Source organism: Butyrivibrio sp. LC3010, from assembly GCF_000424385.1.
In the GTDB taxonomy this organism is placed as follows: Bacteria; Bacillota; Clostridia; order Lachnospirales; family Lachnospiraceae; genus Butyrivibrio.
The window spans coordinates 14,683-27,996 of record NZ_AUJU01000027.1; the positions used below are offsets into that span (position 1 = coordinate 14,683).

11 protein-coding genes are annotated in these 13,314 nt (G+C 38.6%); 9 read left to right on the top strand and 2 right to left on the bottom strand.

What is annotated here, in order from left to right:
• Positions 1 to 51 precede the first annotated feature (51 nt).
• From G622_RS0116110 to G622_RS0116130, 5 genes are all read left to right on the top strand, one after another.
• Positions 52 to 2,019 (top strand): hypothetical protein, encoded by a 1,968-nt coding sequence (locus tag G622_RS0116110; protein ID WP_026511557.1) that lies wholly within the window; start codon positions 52 to 54, stop codon positions 2,017 to 2,019.
• Between the two features lie 67 nt (positions 2,020 to 2,086).
• Positions 2,087 to 3,148, top strand: a complete 1,062-nt coding sequence (locus G622_RS0116115) for a glycosyltransferase (protein ID WP_026511558.1) — start codon at positions 2,087 to 2,089, stop codon at positions 3,146 to 3,148.
• A gap of 12 nt (positions 3,149 to 3,160) precedes the next feature.
• On the top strand, positions 3,161 to 3,679 hold the full coding sequence (locus G622_RS24835) for a hypothetical protein (protein WP_049945908.1): 519 nt from the start codon (positions 3,161 to 3,163) through the stop codon (positions 3,677 to 3,679).
• A 136-nt stretch (positions 3,680 to 3,815) separates the two neighbouring features.
• Entirely contained in the window at positions 3,816 to 5,300 is a 1,485-nt protein-coding gene (locus G622_RS0116125) for a methyl-accepting chemotaxis protein (RefSeq protein ID WP_026511559.1), read from the top strand.
• Between the two features lie 30 nt (positions 5,301 to 5,330).
• Complete coding sequence (locus G622_RS0116130) at positions 5,331 to 5,582, top strand: hypothetical protein (RefSeq protein ID WP_026511560.1); 252 nt, start codon at positions 5,331 to 5,333, stop codon at positions 5,580 to 5,582.
• Between the two features lie 56 nt (positions 5,583 to 5,638).
• Here G622_RS0116130 and G622_RS24840 read toward each other — a convergent pair whose 3' ends face one another.
• Positions 5,639 to 6,679, bottom strand: coding sequence for a CPBP family intramembrane glutamic endopeptidase (locus tag G622_RS24840; protein WP_049945909.1), 1,041 nt, complete (start codon positions 6,677 to 6,679; stop codon positions 5,639 to 5,641).
• Positions 6,680 to 6,946: 267 nt separating this feature from the next.
• Here G622_RS24840 and tnpA point away from each other — a divergent pair, with 267 nt between their 5' ends.
• The gene (gene tnpA / locus G622_RS0116140) at positions 6,947 to 7,402 is read left to right on the top strand and encodes an IS200/IS605 family transposase (RefSeq protein ID WP_026511561.1); all 456 of its coding nucleotides are present in this window, start codon (positions 6,947 to 6,949) and stop codon (positions 7,400 to 7,402) included.
• A 145-nt stretch (positions 7,403 to 7,547) separates the two neighbouring features.
• Here tnpA and G622_RS24845 read toward each other — a convergent pair whose 3' ends face one another.
• Positions 7,548 to 9,080, bottom strand: coding sequence for a GGDEF domain-containing protein (locus tag G622_RS24845; RefSeq protein WP_026511562.1), 1,533 nt, complete (start codon positions 9,078 to 9,080; stop codon positions 7,548 to 7,550).
• Positions 9,081 to 9,460: 380 nt separating this feature from the next.
• Between G622_RS24845 and G622_RS0116150 the strand changes: the two genes are divergently transcribed.
• From G622_RS0116150 to G622_RS0116160, 3 genes are all read left to right on the top strand, one after another.
• On the top strand, positions 9,461 to 10,939 hold the full coding sequence (locus G622_RS0116150; protein ID WP_155831527.1) for a hypothetical protein: 1,479 nt from the start codon (positions 9,461 to 9,463) through the stop codon (positions 10,937 to 10,939).
• Between the two features lie 319 nt (positions 10,940 to 11,258).
• The gene (locus tag G622_RS0116155) at positions 11,259 to 12,206 is read left to right on the top strand and encodes a TAXI family TRAP transporter solute-binding subunit (protein ID WP_049945910.1); all 948 of its coding nucleotides are present in this window, start codon (positions 11,259 to 11,261) and stop codon (positions 12,204 to 12,206) included.
• A complete protein-coding gene (locus G622_RS0116160) occupies positions 12,207 to 13,310 on the top strand; it encodes a GNAT family N-acetyltransferase (protein ID WP_026511565.1) in 1,104 nt (367 codons plus the stop codon).
• Positions 13,311 to 13,314 lie beyond the last annotated feature (4 nt).

A 13,314-nucleotide genomic window follows, 5' to 3' on the forward strand; every position in this document is an offset into this window, starting at 1 on the left:
ACCTCTGTATAATTTGCGAGGTTATATAAATATATTATCAGGAGACTATAAATGTGGTTTTTAATACCAATTTCGTTTTTTATTACTGCGGCACTTTTGGCAGTCAAATTCAAGGAAAGCATTTGTGATACCATCGCGATCGCAGGTGCGATCCAGATACTTACTTTATATGTACTGGCTATGTTCAGGGGACTTAAACTGGTATATCTGACTTCTGCATTTACAATAGTAATTTTTGCAGTACTCATACTGGCAGATTTTCTTTATAAAAAGACAAGTCCTGAAAAAAGAAAAATAGTATATATAAACAGAAATAGAAGAGTATTATCAAGAAGTCTTCGGGCTGTAACAAAGCCCGAAGTTTTCGTTTTTGTACTGATACTTGCGGCTATAACATATCTTACAAGAAATCAGATTTTTACCTGGTGGGATGATATAAATTTCTGGTCCAGTGATGCAAAGCAGCTTTTTTATCTGAATGGTTTTCCCGGAAAATATGGGAATGTATCTCCTGAATTCGGGGATTATCCTCCTGTAACATCTCTTTTTAAATGGGTATTTTTACAGATAAGTGCCTCGAAGTACAGAGAAAGCCTTCAGTTTGCAGGGTATTATGCCTTAAATGCAGTTTTCCTTATGCCGCTTGTAAAACCTGTCAAGGGATGGATGGCAGCTCCTGCCACAATTCTGGTTATGCTGGTACCCGGGATTGTGAACGGAATTATTTTCTATGGGACTCCTGCTGATATCACAATGGGAATAGTGTACGGGGCGCTTTTATATGCAATCTGGGACAGGGAAGGTCACAGGGATATTTTTTATTTTGGCCGCATAGCCCTTTATACATCGGTGATTCTACTCACTAAATCTGTTGGTATTGAGTGGGCAATTTTTGCTCTCTTTTTCTATTTTGAAGTAAATAATATCAGAAATATCGGAATGCTGTTAAAGACAGCTGCTTTTTCCGGTGTATTCTATGGAAGCTGGCTCATATTCTGCCTCATAAACAGAAGAGTTGCAAAGGCAACGGGACTTGGTATAAAGATGGTGGGAGGTGCTTATGCGGTACCTGCCAATGCCCTTGAAAAAGCAAAATATTTCCTGCTTGGCATGTGGACTATGCCCATGCATGCAGATCATAACTTTACTTTTGACCTGTCGATAGGGGCTATGATAATAATCATTTTTGTGGCACTTTTCATAGTCATAAAAAACAGGATGATAGATGAAGAGCTGTCCAAGGGGATGGTGCGCTTTTTTGTTATCTCATGTATTTTTACATATGCTATAATCTTTATTGCCCATATTTCATTGTTCCAGGCAGAGAATCAGTATCTTGACGCATTTGCCATGACTAATTCTGCGTCCAGGTATGGAGCACCGTTTACATTAGGAAGCATATATCTTCTTCTGGGAATAATTCTTGACCGGGCAGGTATACAGATTGCAGATAGGGGAAACTTATTTGCAGATAAGTACAGGAAAGAAATCATTTATATAATGGCTGCGGCATTTATTCTCCTGACAACAGACTATGTGGGAAGTTATAACTGCCTTTGGGGATATAAAAATAAGCTTAGTGAAAATGAAGCTTATAATGCGGCAATGCTTGATGATGGCGGGCACCGTTTCATGGAAAGCGTTTATGGACACAGGAATCTGTGGGGACACAGGGTACTGAATCTTAGAAGCGGAAATGTGAATCACTGGGTGCATGATGCTTATATCAGCAAAGCGGTTTCACCTGTGCCTGCAGTTTATGATACACTTACCGGAGCTGAAGATGCAACTGCCATTAAGGACATGATAAAAAGGAGCCACGCGGAATATGTTTTCACTGAATCTCTGACTGAAAATGATCCTGCTCAGGGGAGCGATAACATAAGTGAAAATGATGAAAATGCGATAAGATCATCATTTAATGAGCTTACTGCGGATGGAGAGTTTGAGTTTTGGAAAATCTATAAGGTAGAAGAAAAAGACGGTGACATAACTCTTTCGTCTGTATATTTGTATTAAATCTGATAGAAAGAATCAATGTCTTATAACATTCGCTTATGCAGGCGAATATAAGCATTTATGAGAAATGAATAACTATACAATACCAATAATTATTCCGGCTTACGAGCCTGATGAAAAGTTAATAACGCTTTTGGATGAGCTTAAAAATGCCGGACTTTTTCCTGTGATCGTTGTGGATGACGGATCTGATAAAAGCAGCTTTGGTCATTTATTTGAGGAAGCAAAAGATAAGTATGGAGCTCTGGTGCTCAGACATGCAGTGAATATGGGGAAGGGCAGAGCATTGAAGGATGCATTTAATTACTGTCTTAACGAATATTCTGACATGATAGGCGTAATTACAGCAGATTCAGACGGGCAGCATACTATTACAGATATTAAAAGGATAAAGGCTGAGCTTCTTGAATTTAAGGATTCACTTATACTTGGATGCAGGAACTTTGATGAGAGTGGTATACCTGCAAGATCTGTTTTTGGCAATAAGGCTACCAACAAGGTTATGGGAGCTCTCGCCGGGGTAAAAGTAAGTGATACACAGACTGGTCTTCGGGCTATACCTGCAGAGTTTATGAAGTATCTTCTGAATGAAAAAGGAGAGCGCTTTGAATTTGAAACAAATATGCTCCTTGCCACAAAGACTCTTGGGATTCCTATAAGAGAGGTTGAGATTCAGACAATATATCTGGAAGAAAATAAGTCGAGTCATTTCAGACCAATCAGAGATTCAGCCATGATATATGCTATTTTTGTGAAATTCATTATATCATCACTGTCCGCAAGTGTGCTGGATATGCTGTTGTTTGCTCTTTTCTGCAGAATCCTGAAAAATGCAGGGCAGCTTCCGGTGGGATATATAATGCTTTCAACGGTAATGGCGAGAATCATATCTGCCATCTATAATTTTTCAATCAATTATAAGGTTGTTTTTAAGGGACATGGAAGCAGACTGGCAGCAGGACTTAAGTATGCGGCATTGGCAGTAGTGATAATGCTTCTTAGTGGATATGGTGTAACTTTTTTCCACGGCATGATACCTTCAGTGCCGGAAGTGGTAGTGAAGATACCTGTTGATTGCATATTGTTTTTGCTCAGCTTCTTTATTCAAAGGGAAGTAGTTTATAAATAATGGAATGATAAAATGAAGAGAAGAAAAAGACCTAAATCCTTCAATATGGGAATGTTGGCACTGTTTTTTATATGTGCTGTTTATCTTGGAATTTATCCCCAGGTTTCTACTGAAGAAAAATCGGGATTAACATCAAGTTTTTCATCTGAAAGTACGAGCTATGAAAAGGCTGAGAATTCAGCACAGGTCATATCAAATGATGCTAAAGGTGATGAAGCAGATGCAGCAAAAGCAGCCATTGAAGCAATTGAAAGTAAGACAAAAAGTGCCTACAGCTTTCGGAGTGCTGATAAGCTTGAAGGTCATTACAAAAAGCATGGTATAGAGATGGGATTTTCATCTGAGACGGAATATCTTGAAGCTGCCAATGCGCTTATAAATAATCCCGATGCGCTTCATAAGACTGAAGCAGAAGATGGTGATGACATCTATTACCTTGAAAAAACGAATGAAATAGCCTTTGTATCTACCGACGGCTATATTCGGACTTACTTTATATGTTCCGGAAAAGCATACTATGATCGGCAATAAGATTATAAAGTAATTATAAAGTATTGAATTCTTTATTAAGTGAAATTTAAGAACTGTATTTCGTCTATTCTGATAAAATAATATATGTGTAAAAGTTTTGTAGCTATTGTCATATTATTTATGTCAGGAGGACAAAATGGATAGTAATCAATTTTCTCGTGCTAATCAGCGAGCGCTTACAGTTTGCCTCATTGTTGTGGCGACTTGTGCGCTCGCATTTATTTTTGAGGGAATAACGGATGGATTTTCAGCTGGGAGAATCATTGAAATCTGTGCCGTTGTTGCCAGTGTTGTGGTCATGTCCGCAGGATATTTTAAGTTTAAGGAAAACCGTATAGGATCAGCAATGATCATGCTGGGGGCTACTGTAACATTTGTGATCATAATGCTGGTTGAAGTTCAGCTTTATTTTGTTATGTTTGGGCTTCCAATCCTGGTATGTGGAATCATTTTCATGAACAAACGCATTATTATCGGCGGAAGTGCAGTAATACTGATTATGTATGCGATATGTGCTCTGAGAGTTCTTTCAAGTAATGGCAGGAGTGGGACGGAAATCGCTCTTACAGGAATTGCTACTGTTCTTGTTATCCTGGCTGCATATTTTGCACAAAATCTTCTTAGTACCTTTAACGAGGAACATTTTGCAACGATTGAAGAACATACTCAGGTCCAGGAGGCTGCAAGCCATGACATGGGCAAAATCGCGCGAAGTATTTCAAAGCATTTTGATAAGGCACAGGGAAGCATAGAGGAACTTGAAAGCATAATAGAGAATACCAGTGCAGGTATGAAAGACATAGCAGCTTCCACAGAAAGCACAGCAAATGCAGTGACGGATGAAGCGCAGAAGGTTGCTGAGATCAGAGAGCAGACCCAGGTGGCTGATACTCAAAGACAGCAGATGATCGAGGCATCTCAGAGTACCAAAGAGACTGTTGCAGATGTTGCCAAGACCATTGAAGTTCTTCGTGATAAAGCAAGAGGAGTTCGATCAGCCAGTCAGATTACAGCTGAATCAACTAAGGCAGTTCTTGATAAGGTAGAAGAGGTTCAGAAAATTTTGGGATCCATTATGGCGATATCAAAACAGACTAATCTACTTGCCCTCAATGCTTCAATAGAGGCAGCAAGAGCAGGAGAAGCCGGAAAGGGATTTGCGGTTGTTGCGGATGATATAAGACATCTTTCTGAACAGACAAACAATGCTTCCAACGAGATAACCAAGATTATAGGCGAACTGACAGATGATGCGAACAAGGCGATGGAGAGCATAGATAATACAGTAGAGTCAGTAGAACTTCAGAACCAGGTTATCCGTGATACAGCAGCTTCCTTTGAGACTATAAATCATAATGTTGAAGACCTCATTGATAAGATAAATGATATCGGAAACAGCATGGAGCTGATTGATAATTCAACAAATGAGATCAATGATAATATCTCCAATCTTTCAGCCACAAGTCAGGAGGTTGCGGCATTATCAAATGACGGACTTAAAAACGCCAGGGATGCGGTAGATAAATTCGAGAGTTTCAGACATTCATTGGATGGAATATATAAGCAGGCCCAGCGTCTTAAGGAAATAAATTTTGATTCAGATGATTCTGACGATGAATAATCATCAATAGATATAAGGAGGTATTTTTATATGAGAGTATTATTTGCAGCCGGACGTGTTCGTGAGGTCACAGACGTGGAAGTAGTTGGAATGGATGTCGGAGATGGACAGATCATTGGCACCCAGGTTAATTTCATTATGGCTAATGGAAACAAAGTAGAATATATCTACAGTCAGGCTGTTTCTATTGAAGAATCCGGGCAGAGAGCAGTAGAATTTGTTCAGGAGCTTTATAAAAATGGATTTGCAGATTTCTCTCAGGAAGTTGTTGAGATGCTATAAATAAAATAATAGTGTATAAAAATACCACCGGACTGTAAAAGCCTGGTGGTGTTTTTTTATGCGAATACCATTATGAATGCGGTAAGAGCGATGCAGACAATAAACAGGATTATCATTCCCGGATTCAGAAGAGCATCCTTGCTGATATTTTCCTGTATCGGAGCAGAATCTGATGTTCTCAGAATATTCCCTTTTCTAACGAATCTTATCAGAAGAATCAATCCTACAAAAGCTACAATGTATTGTATAGAGCTGTAGATAATGTTTCCTGTAGTCACTTCACTGAGGTTTGGGTTTATCAGGATAGGAACGAAAGCCCCAAAAAAGTTGAAGGTTACATGCATTATTATTGTGTATATGAGCTTTCTGGTGTAAATATAAACATATCCGAGCATAATACCCAGGAAAAATGCATAGAAAAACTGGAATATATTAGTGTGGATAAGACCAAATATCAGTGCTGAAATAATAATGGCATTCCATTCTCCGTATCTTCTGCTGTAACCGATGACGGCATATCTGAAAAGAATTTCCTCAAAAATAGGAGCGAGTATAACACTTAGGAGAAGAACTGCCGGCAGCGGCATGTTTACAAGCATTTCGGACAAATAATCATCCATCGTAACACCGGAAAGGACAGAAAGTACCGAAGCAAGGCCTGACCCGATCAGAGATCCGATTATTCCCATAGGAAACATAAACAGAATAAAACTTAATAATTCAGAGAGTTTCAGTGATCGCTGCATGGATTTCTCATAGGGGGTAGAAAACTTAAAACCGGTAAGAGCCGGTATATCTCTGAATCTCGGGGAATTTAGAACAAGTATCGTGCACGGAATAGCTATAAAATATCCTGCGAGCATTGTCAAAAGATTAGTCAGGGTGGCGTTATTTCTGAATTCAATAATTGCACTCTGCATGATCTGAGGATTTATGGCTATGCCTGATGCAAGAGCAACCTGAGATGCTTTGAATGTTGCAAAAAATGCATAAACAAACATTCCTATGAACATGACGATAGTTGCCAGAATATTTGAAAAGACCAGATAAAATACAATTGAAAGGCCAAGATGTGAAAATTTATTTTTGACTGACATGATAAAAAATATCTCCTCTGTAAATTCGATGAATAATTATCTACGTGATTGTGATTATACGAAATTAAGTGATTTGTGTAAAGAAAGACGCCATGTAATCACATGGCGCCTTGAATTATGGGTCGTGACCCAGTTGAGCGCGCAAAGCGTGCGAAATATCAACCACCCGCTATGCGGGTGCGCGGTGTTTGTTATACAAAAAAATCACCTTTCCGTTATAATGTGGTTGTTCAAGCCTAAATTATAACGAAAGGAAAGGTGATTTTAATGGCAAACAAGTCATATAGTTTAGCACACACAAAATGGATGTGTAAGTACCACATTGTGTTCACACCTAAGTATAGGAGAAAAATAATCTATAATCAATATAAGGCGAGTATAAGAGATATATTGAAGCAATTATGCGCATACAAAGGAGTAGAGATTATAGAAGGACATTTAATGCCAGACCATGTACATATGTTGGTCAGTATTCCTCCAAAGCTTAGTGTATCGCAGTTTATGGGATATCTAAAAGGAAAGAGTGCATTGATGATTTTTGATCAGCACGCAAATCTAAAGTATAAGTTTGGAAATAGACATTTCTGGGCTGAAGGATACTATGTTAGTACAGTAGGCCTCAATGAGGCAACAATAAAGAAGTACATTCAGGATCAAGAGAAACATGATATAGCAATGGATAAACTGAGTGTGAAAGAGTATGAGGACCCCTTTAAGGGGTAGCCGGTATTACAAGCGCCCTTTCAAGGGCTGCGACGAGTCAAAGGCGTTAGGGCTTGAACAAAGTGAAAGCCAGCGTCTTTAGGCGCTGGCCGGTAACAGCCCCTTATAGGGGCGAGCAAACCACCCGTTGGACGGGTGGTGCTGATTACCGTCTTCGTCTTTCCAAGCCTGTTTCCTGATAGAATTTAGTTTTTTCATCATACATTCTGGAATCGGCTTTCTTCTTTAATTCATCTATAGTGTCACCCGGATAATCCCTATGGGCGGCGTAGCCGATAGATAATGCAAGACTGTTATTATAATTGCCTTTCCAGGAGGATGCTGCTTTCTTGATCTTTCTGTCTATTTCTGAAATATTATATGAATGTATGACGGCGGTAAATTCATCACCACCTGTTCTGTAGACTTTTCCAAAAGTTCCGAGGGCAGATGAGATACATTCTGCGGCAGCTTGTATAAGCTCATCACCTGCATCATGCCCAAAAGTATCATTTGTATATTTCAATCTGTTGATATCGATTGAAGCAATCACAAAATCATCCTCTAGCGGCTCATCCTTGTACCTGGCAAGATCGTTATCAAGGCTTCGTCTGTTAAAAAGCTGAGTCAGTTCATCAGTCAGAGAAATACGGATCAGATGCTCCTCACGATTTTTATCCATATTGATATTCTGAACGGTATATACGACAAGATAAGGGATACCGTTTTCGTAGGACTCAGCATTAATATACTGGGCGCGAAACCATCCGGTATCAACATTTACGAACTCACCATAAATAAATCTTTTTCCTGTCAGTCTTTTTTCCAGTGTCCTGAGATTGGTAAACTCAAGAAATGCGTCAAGATGCTCCGGGGATACATGCTTTTTAATCTTGTGATTCATCACGGTATGAGCATGCTTTTCAAAATCCAGATCGTGATATTTGTAGGACTGATCGCTTAATGACATCTCTTTCATTGATTTAAGGTCAATCAGGTTCACGTTATCATAAATCTCAGTCATAGAAAAAAGAATGGACATCTGCTCATTCAACCTTTCAGCATAGTCTGATACTTCTTTATTTTTAGTTAAAAGCACAGTGAAATAGTCATAGAGAATTCTTGTTATGGTAAGGCCTCCTACAAGCATTATTATCGTTTCAATAGTGTAGCCAAGCATAGTATTTTTGAAGTACTCAAAGGGAGTATTGAAATCGGAATTAATACTTGCGTTGTGAGGAGCTATAAGCCAGGTGGAAATCAGCATGGCAAGATAATTTGTAATTAGTGAAAAATAGAACATTATCGGTTCACTAAAAAGTATGCTGAGAAGAGGAATAAAGAACCAGGTAATATGAATGTGAATATGCTTATATACCATGAACATCAAAAGAAGCTCCATGGATACAATTGCATAATATCCTGCGAACTCTGAGTAGGGCCATTTTGTTATTAGTAATTGATGTATGAGTGCAAGCAGAAGCATGCAGGATGAAACTGCGAGACATGTAAAATATGTAGCTTCTGCAAAAACACCAAAATAAATGCCTGCTGCAATTGCAGGACCAGTCAGAATACAGAACCAAAGTACAGTATTCAAATATCTATTTACAAGCTTTCTATTGTCACGAAGAAAATCCTCGTAACTTTTTATTCCTATAATATGCTTTTTGATTTCCGAAAAGCTCATTCTTTCCATTTAATTCACCTGCTGGTACCGATAGGTTATTGATAACATTTTACACTAGAGGATTGTAAAAAAGGCTTATATATCAAATCTTTTAGAGAATATTTAGAAATTAAGGTGAGGAAAACGCAAAATAATGATATGAATCGAGGTCATGAAATAATACTTCATTTCTGATTAGATTTTATGAAAATTTAATACAGCACGGCAGAAACCATCAAGCCCTACATGTTATGATTTGAAAAGAGGTTTTTGTTGTGTTTCTTATGTGTCTTATGTATTTATGGGGTGGAACCATCATGACGAAGTCATGATTCGGAATGGTTCCAACCGATTGGGCAGGATTACGAAGTAATCATGCGGTACATATGATGAAGAGAGAGGGAAAAAGAATGAAGAAGAAAAGATTATTTCAAAGGCAATTGATTTGTATGATTTTGTCACTTATTCTTGTGATGTTTACTGCATGTGGAAGTGATAGCGGCGCTGATGATCCAAACCTTGGTTTATATGAAGCCACCACAGCCAATATGAGTGGATTTGAATTAGGGGTTAAGGATGTTTTCGAGGATGGTTTTTCAATAGAATTAAAGAAGAACGGTAAGGCACACCTTCAAAGTGGAGATGAGGGAGGCGATTTTAAGTGGACCCTTGAAGGTGAAACATTCCATGGTGAAGGAGGCGGAGCCACTTTTGACGGGACCCTTAAAAATGGAGTTATGGTTCTCGAAAATGTTGAGGGATCCGGAGTTACCCTCACACTTGAGTGCAGTGACATAATTGCCTCATTAAAAGGAAAAGAAAAAGCTGTTTCATCAGAGGAGAGTGATAATCAGACAGCTGAGGTTCCTGAGACCATAGAAGAGGAAATGACAGCTACCACTGATAGTGTAGAGGATAACGGATTAAATATAAGCCTTGATTCAAAAAGCTCTGTAAGCGGATATTATGATGCTATTGCAGCTTCAGTAAATGACGGGGACGAGGTTTATATTGAACCCGGAGAATACCTGAATGTATATGACGATGGTTCACTCAGCATGTATGTTGCGGAGCAGAATCTTGAGTTTGCTACAACAATAGAAGACAATAAATTTTATCTGAACGGAGACACCAAGGTTGGAGAAATAGCAGAGGATGGTAGCATCACTCTTAATCTCTCCGATGATGTCAAATATGTTTTTGCAAAGGAAGGCAGTGAAAAGTGGAATGAGTGGCAGGCATCCCTTGAAGAGAATACAGAATATGAAGAGAATGAAGGGTATGCTGTAGCAGAATATGATTTTAATGAAGCTGTTAAACTGGTGGGTGATTACGAAGGTTTCATGCTCTATAGGAATGATGCATATTTTAATGGTAAATCCTTTGAGAATATCGGAACCAATGCCTTTGCAAGAATTGTAATAGATCCAATGGGAAAGCCCCAGGTTTATATTCGCACCATAATGAATGATGCTTCTAATGTAAAGAACCTGGATGCAGAGTTCAGGGGCGATGGATGGCTTACTGTTACGGGAACAACAGGTACAGATAACGGTGATAAGGAGTGGACAGCCATAATAAGCCCGGCTGTTGGAAATGCTCCACTTAATATTGATGCAACATTGACATCAGATTATGAAACTGTTTTCTTTACACTGTTTCTGAAACCCATTAATTCAGATTGGGATTACAGTTATCTTGATGATGATATAACAGAGGATGTGTTTAATAATTTTGTCTACAATCTGCAGATAGCTGAAGGAGATCAGATTGAGGATAAGCTGCAGTTTTATCAGAATTATTGGGATAAGAAGCATAAGGAGGGTGAAACCTTTACCATGATCACGGATCAGATGCCGGATCCGTCACTGCTCAATTTATATAAGTAAAACCGCCTTTCATGCCAACCGGCAATGACATTAACAAGATGGCAGTAAATAACATATCTAAAGGTCTATTATGCGTATGTATAATAGGCCTTTTTATTTTGAATAAATATTATCTATTTTTAATTCATAGTTTATAAATCTATAACTTGTGTATGTAAAAATGTAGGAGAGGCATATTTTTGTTATTGCCATCATGTTTTTTATAAAGATACCGAATTATTTATAAAGTTATCTTGTATCAGGAAAGGTTAATTGGAAGAATATGATAACTTCTCAAAGGGGTTCAAAATTATCTCTAATGGCGAAAAGGCTGCTAGCTATGTTTATTGTTGTTGCCTTGATGGCCTCACAGGCAGGATGCGGCAATATCATAAGTTCAAAAAAGAAAGAAATGATCTTTGCAACTGGAGGAACATCCGGAACTTATTTTTCTCTGGGTGATGCCATGGCAAATATTCTGAATACCAAGCTTTCAAACAGTACCCTTGCTATTTATTCAACGGGAGGTTCAGGAGAGAATATCAGGTTGATTTCTGAGAGGAAAGCTGACCTTGCAATAGTTCAGAATGATGTAATGTACTACGCCTATACAGGGACAGACTTATATGCTGATAAGGGAACATTTACAGAGTTCTCAGCAGTAGCAGGAATTTATGACGAGTGTGTTCAGATAGTAACATGCAGGGATGATATACATACCGTAGATGATCTTCGTGGGAAAATAGTTTCCGTTGGAGACTCGGGATCCGGAGTGGAGTTCAATGCAAGACAGATCCTGAGTGCATATGGGATGACCTTTTCTGATATACATGCTGAAAATTCTTCATTTGCCAACAGCGCTGATAATCTTGCAGATGGATCTATTGACGCTGCTTTTATTGTTGCAGGACTTCCTACAAAAGCAGTAATGGACTTGTCTGAGAAAAATGCTGTGCATCTGGTTGCTATAGATGATGAACATGTAAAGATTCTTCAGGAGAATTATAGCTTTTATACAAGATCAACTGTTCCTGACGGAACATATCCGGGACTAAATGAAAGTACTGACACAGTTTCAGTAAGGGCTACACTTATAGCTTCAAACAGGTTGGAAAGAGATAAGGTTTATGAATTTCTGACCCTTCTGTTTAGTGAAAAAGAAAAGATTTCTGCAGGAGAGAAAAATTTTTCGACCTTTGAACTTGAGGACTCTCTTAATGGAATAGATATTCCATTTCATAAAGGTGCCCGGAAATACTATGAGGAACAGGGTGTGGAGGGATTCTGATTGTTAAGAAATATACTAAAAGGAGAAACCTGTGCCGGTTGCAGAATATGCTGTATCTATGATGATTCTGATGTATGGGACGCACCGGGTTTTACTGAGAAGGAATTTAGTAAAGCTAAAGATAAGACAGAAGCATTATTTAGCCAAAGAGACGATGGGCTTTATTATCTTCAAATGGAAAAGGACAGCGAGGGTATTTATACCTGTCCCTGCTTAAGTGATAAAGGCTGTACTTTAGGTGAAGATAAACCCTTTCGCTGCAGATTGTGGCCTTTGTATCTTATAAATACTGAGCACGGCTTAGGAATAGCACTTTCTCCGGTTTGTCCGGAGGTGTGGAAACGTAAAAGTGAAGATATTTTTGAAGGCATACGGGATCAGATACCGTTTCTGTTGGAGACGGCAGGAGAAGATCCTTCGCTTGTCGAAAAGTGGAATCCTGAATACAGAATGATAGCACTTCCTGATGAAGCCGGTGTTTATCATTATATTCCTGATGAAGAGGGAACGGAAATCCATTTGCATCTAAGAGATATGTCCGTAACAGAATTGCAGAATCTGTATAAAGAAGAGTTTGTTTTTGATTTTCCTGAAGATGAATTAAAAAAGCTTGATCTTATGATTGATCTTAAAAACCAGGGAAAATACGTTACATATGCTTTCTTTGACAGAGGTGTATATGTGGGCTATGCGCTTTTTGACATTAACCCTACAGGCAAAAAAATATATCTCTTTGATTATCTTGGTGTCACACCTTCTCTTAGAGGCAAAGGATATGCGACCATGATACTTGATTTAATAAGGGCACATTTTGCCGGCAAGGTATCTTTAGCAGGAGAAGTGGAAGACCCGTTTATGACGGATGATCCGGAGATAAAGAGAGATAGAGAAAGACTTATGAATTTCTATATCACAAACGGATGGCAGGATACAGGGATTTCGATGTTTTTGTTTGATGTGGACTATCGTATTTTATATTATCCCAGCGGGGAAGCGATAGAACCTATGGAACTTGTGGATTATTATCGGAGACATTTTATTGATATGGTGGGAGAAGAGGAGTTTGAAGGTAACATGAGGATAAATTCTATAACGGAGATATAAGGAT

What these genes read in the sequence shown, in the direction of transcription:
- G622_RS0116110 (WP_026511557.1), top strand. Translation starts at nt 52, where the DNA reads ATGTGGTTTTTAATACCAATTTCGTTTTTTATTACTGCGGCACTTTTG.
- G622_RS0116115 (WP_026511558.1), top strand. Translation starts at nt 2,087, where the DNA reads ATGAATAACTATACAATACCAATAATTATTCCGGCTTACGAGCCTGAT.
- G622_RS24835 (WP_049945908.1), top strand. Translation starts at nt 3,161, where the DNA reads ATGAAGAGAAGAAAAAGACCTAAATCCTTCAATATGGGAATGTTGGCA.
- G622_RS0116125 (WP_026511559.1), top strand. Translation starts at nt 3,816, where the DNA reads ATGGATAGTAATCAATTTTCTCGTGCTAATCAGCGAGCGCTTACAGTT.
- G622_RS0116130 (WP_026511560.1), top strand. Translation starts at nt 5,331, where the DNA reads ATGAGAGTATTATTTGCAGCCGGACGTGTTCGTGAGGTCACAGACGTG.
- G622_RS24840 (WP_049945909.1), bottom strand. Translation starts at nt 6,679, where the DNA reads ATGTCAGTCAAAAATAAATTTTCACATCTTGGCCTTTCAATTGTATTT.
- tnpA (WP_026511561.1), top strand. Translation starts at nt 6,947, where the DNA reads ATGGCAAACAAGTCATATAGTTTAGCACACACAAAATGGATGTGTAAG.
- G622_RS24845 (WP_026511562.1), bottom strand. Translation starts at nt 9,080, where the DNA reads ATGGAAAGAATGAGCTTTTCGGAAATCAAAAAGCATATTATAGGAATA.
- G622_RS0116150 (WP_155831527.1), top strand. Translation starts at nt 9,461, where the DNA reads ATGAAGAAGAAAAGATTATTTCAAAGGCAATTGATTTGTATGATTTTG.
- G622_RS0116155 (WP_049945910.1), top strand. Translation starts at nt 11,259, where the DNA reads ATGTTTATTGTTGTTGCCTTGATGGCCTCACAGGCAGGATGCGGCAAT.